This window comes from Yersinia pekkanenii, from assembly GCF_001152565.1.
GTDB lineage: Bacteria > Pseudomonadota > Gammaproteobacteria > Enterobacterales > Enterobacteriaceae > Yersinia > Yersinia pekkanenii.
Genome location: NZ_CQAZ01000103.1, coordinates 1 through 3908, shown reverse-complemented (window position 1 = coordinate 3908; position 3908 = coordinate 1). Strand labels below are relative to the sequence as shown.

Sequence of the window (3908 nt, the reverse complement as noted above, 5' to 3'; positions counted from 1 at the left end):
GAACTAACCGAGAATGTCACTGTTGATGAGTATTCATACGGTGATCTAGGCGACTCGCTCGTTATTACGTTTGATGTTTGGGGGGCTAACGGTGGAATGCACAATCATTACACTACGATCTTCCCGAAAGATTCAAAATCTATTAAACAAGTCGTACAGCTACTAGATGCCGATAATCGCCCTCGTGGTGATGCAATAAATAAAACATGTTCAGTTCTTAAATAAAGTAGCCTCAATTTAATTATCAAACCCGCCAATGTGCGGGTTTTTTATTGGAGTTTTTCCATGACCGTATCAACAGACTCCCGCGCGGGAGAGTTAGCAGAAACCCTACGAGTTCTACAATCATCAGTGTCGTCTCAACTGCGCGTATCGATGCCGGGGATTGTTCAGTCATTTGATGCTGACTCCGTGACATGTGACATTCAGATCGGCATCAAGGGCGAATCAGGCGGGGAGTCAACAAATCTATCCGTGCTGACTAATGTGCCAGTTCTGTTCCCGCGTGGTGGTGGCGTAACAATGACATTCCCTATCAAGGCCGGGGATGAATGCCTATTGATTTTTGGTGATCGGTGCATTGATTTTTGGCATCAGTCAGGCGATATACAGGAAACCGTTGATGGGCGTGAACATGATTTATCTGATGCGTTCGCCATCATTGGCCCCCAGTCGCAGGCAAAGAAAATCAGCGGTATCAGCACCAGCGCCGCGCAGTTCCGCAGTGATGATGGTGGCGCATATGTTGAAATCAACCCAGCAAACCACACTGTAACCGTGCAGACATTAGGCAAGTTAATAGCGAATGCGCAGGGTGGCACGGAAATCACATCCCCTACTATTGTATTGAATGGAGCGGTGACGATTAACGGCCCTCTATCCCAAGGTAAAGGTGACGCAGGTGGCAGCGCTACTATGCTTGGGCCGATTACCGTCACTAATGATGTTGCTGCTGGTGGCGTCAGCCTCAAATCTCACAAACATAGCGGTGTGCAAACTGGCGGCGGTGATACAGGGGGGCCGGTATGAGGTATCGCAGAGAGGACGAGCAGGGCGATTACACATTCGGTCAGGGTGATAACACATTCCTTATCAACTCACCGGAGGCGGTCGCTCAGGCGGTGAAAACCCGCTTTGAATTATGGCGCGGCCAATGGTTTTTAGATTTGACTGAGGGTACGCCTTATATCCAGTCGGTGCTCGGCAAGCAACGGTCTGATGTTTACATCCTGGCTATCCGTGAGCGCATTCTTGATACCCATGGCGTTAATTCGATATTGGAATTTGAAGCTAATTACAACGGCGATAATCGCCGTGTCACTTTCACCGCAACAATAGACACAATCTACGGCATCACAAACGTTACCAGTGAGGCATAAATGTTAAACCTTGATACGCTAGCGCTGAATGCAATTGTCAGCGCCACGGGGATAACTGCGCCCGATTTCGAGACTATCCGCAGCACTCTAGTCAGTTATTTCCAAGAGATTTACGGCAGCGATAGTTATCTTGATGCTGACAGTAAAGACGGGCAAATGGTCAGCATTTACGCGCTGGCAATCCACGATGCGAATAATAGTGCAATTGCTGTATATAACTCATTTTCCCCGGCAACGGGGGTAGGGAATGGCCTTTCCAGTAATGTGAAAATTAACGGCATTAAGCGTAATAAGGAGACTAACTCTACAGTTGATTTACTGCTTACTGGCAGCGTCGGGCTGGTGATAACCAACGGCGCGGCGCGGGATGCTGATGGTGTGCGCTGGGATTTACCGGCCAGCGTGATTATTGGTTTGGATGGGACGGCAACCGCTACGGCTATTTGTTCGGTACCAGGTGCGATTGTTGCACTGGCCAATACGGTGAAAGAAATAGCGACACCGACGCGCGGCTGGTTAAGCGTCAATAACCCAACGGGAGCCACGCCGGGCAAACCGGTAGAGATGGATGCTGAACTACGTGTCAGGCAGGCGGTATCAGTGGCGCTACCGTCGCGCACGGTGCTGGATGGTATTTTGGGGGCTATCGCGGGCATCAGTGGCGTTGAGCGGTATCGCGGTTATGAGAATGACACTAGCATTACCGATAACAACGGAATACCCAGTCACTCGATTTCCATCGTGGTTGATGGCGGTGATGCAACGGAAATCGCTCAATCCATCGCACTGAAAAAGGGGCCAGGATCAGGGACGTACGGAACAACAACAATACCCATCACTGATAAATATGGGATTGTTCACCCCATTCATTTCTTCCGGAAAGGCACTGTACAGGTTTATGTCCGGCTAGAAATTAAGGCGCTACAGGGCTATACCTCATCAATTGGCACCGCAATTAAAAATTCAATCGCGGAATATATTAACGAGATAGAGATTGGCGAGCCGGTTCGAATAAAACGCCTCGATCTGCCAGCACAATTAAATGGCAGCATTGAGCGCCTGACTTACGACATTACCCTTTTGGAAATCGGTATTTCTCCTGTGGCACTATCTGAAAGCAATATAGAGATAGCCTTTAACGACGCAGCCGCTTGTGTGCCGGAGAATATAAACTTAGTGGTGACTTAATGAGCGAGACTAAATATCAACGTCTCATCACGTCCTATCACAAAAATAAGCCTAAGTTTTACGACCATATATCCCTGATCACCGCGCCGTTCCTCGGCATCCAGCAGACCACAAACCAACTTACAACCGACTTTGACCTCGATAGCTCAGTAGGCAATCAAGAGGATGCTGTCGGCTTGTGGGTGGGTATTGGTCGGAACATCAGAACCCCGATAACCGATGTTTATTTCTCAATGGATACCGAGGGGCTGGGTTTTGATTTGGGAAGCTGGAAAGGGCCGTATGACTCGTTAACCGGCTTTACTCGATTGGACGATGAGACCTACCGCACGATACTTCGGGCAAAGATACAGGCTAACCACTGGGACGGGACCGTCGAAACTCTCAGTGATATCTATCAGAGCATTTTCCCTGACGGGCGCACCAAGATATTCGCCGTCGATAACTTCGACATGACAATGACTATTTACATTGCCGGTGAGCAAATCTCATCAGTGATGCGGGCCGTTATTGCCCAAGGATATTTAGACGTAAAACCGGCCGGTGTCGGCGTGACTAATTACATCATTTCAACCGAGGCTGGGGCGTTATTTGGCTTCGATTTAGATAACGAGTATTCCTCAGGATTTGACAGATCATCATGGGGTTTATCATTAAGGAAAGCACATGGCTAAGAATGAAATTCTCCCGTTTGGTCTCGGTGTCGAGTCCAATGTCTTATCACAGGCAGAATATGAGGCACTGGCGGCACGTTCCGGTGGGTTCTCGTCAGGCGTGGCAAAGTCCGAGCAATTAAATAAAGTGTGGCGTCAATCATCTTTCATAGCATCTGCTTTGGCCGATTTTATCGCCAGCCAGTCAGGGAATGATGTAATGGATAACGGTGACGTTTCAGCGTTACTGACTAATTTAGAACTCGCGATTAAGACGTATTCCAGCAGCAACTTACCAGCCGCTTCAACGACTCAAAAAGGGGTTGTTCAGCTTAGCAGCTTAACAAATAGCTCCAGCGAATTACTTGCTGCGACGCCAAAGGCGATTAAAACAGTGAGTGATGCAGGCTTAAAAATCGCTGAGAACTTATCAGAGATAGCCGCCGCAGGGCCAACCGCTGTAATCGCTGCTATTACAAATTTGAATTTGTTAACAACAGTAAGCCGAGCGAATGGCGCATTACAAATAAATAGCAACCTTTCTGAAATCAAAGCTGCCGGCGCGGCAGCAATGACCGCAAGTTTGGCGAATATTGGTGCGTTATCGACAACAGGCACGGCTGTAGCTGCGACAAAACTGGCTACAGCACGAACGATAGCGGGTAAGCCGTTTGATGGGACGGCGAAT

At 48.6% G+C, this 3908-nt stretch carries 6 protein-coding genes; all 6 read left to right on the top strand.

What is annotated here, in order from left to right; genetic code table 11:
- A partial coding sequence (locus AEP37_RS27065; RefSeq protein WP_049615422.1) for a hypothetical protein occupies window positions 1–225 on the top strand: 225 nt, incomplete at its 5' end.
- A gap of 60 nt (window positions 226–285) precedes the next feature.
- The gene (locus AEP37_RS22545; protein ID WP_049615421.1) at window positions 286–1029 is read left to right on the top strand and encodes a Gp138 family membrane-puncturing spike protein; all 744 of its coding nucleotides are present in this window, start codon (window positions 286–288) and stop codon (window positions 1027–1029) included.
- A complete protein-coding gene (locus AEP37_RS22540; RefSeq protein WP_049615420.1) occupies window positions 1026–1379 on the top strand; it encodes a thioredoxin domain-containing protein in 354 nt (117 codons plus the stop codon). The genes AEP37_RS22545 and AEP37_RS22540 overlap by 4 nt, the downstream gene beginning before the upstream one ends.
- Window positions 1380–2567: a baseplate J/gp47 family protein gene (locus AEP37_RS22535; RefSeq protein ID WP_049615419.1), complete on the top strand. Its 1188-nt coding sequence runs from the start codon at window positions 1380–1382 to the stop codon at window positions 2565–2567.
- A complete protein-coding gene (locus AEP37_RS22530) occupies window positions 2567–3241 on the top strand; it encodes a DUF2612 domain-containing protein (RefSeq protein ID WP_049615418.1) in 675 nt (224 codons plus the stop codon). The genes AEP37_RS22535 and AEP37_RS22530 overlap by 1 nt, the downstream gene beginning before the upstream one ends.
- Window positions 3234–3908: tail fiber protein (locus AEP37_RS22525; protein ID WP_049615417.1), on the top strand; the 675-nt coding region annotated here is incomplete at its 3' end. The genes AEP37_RS22530 and AEP37_RS22525, both read left to right, overlap by 8 nt.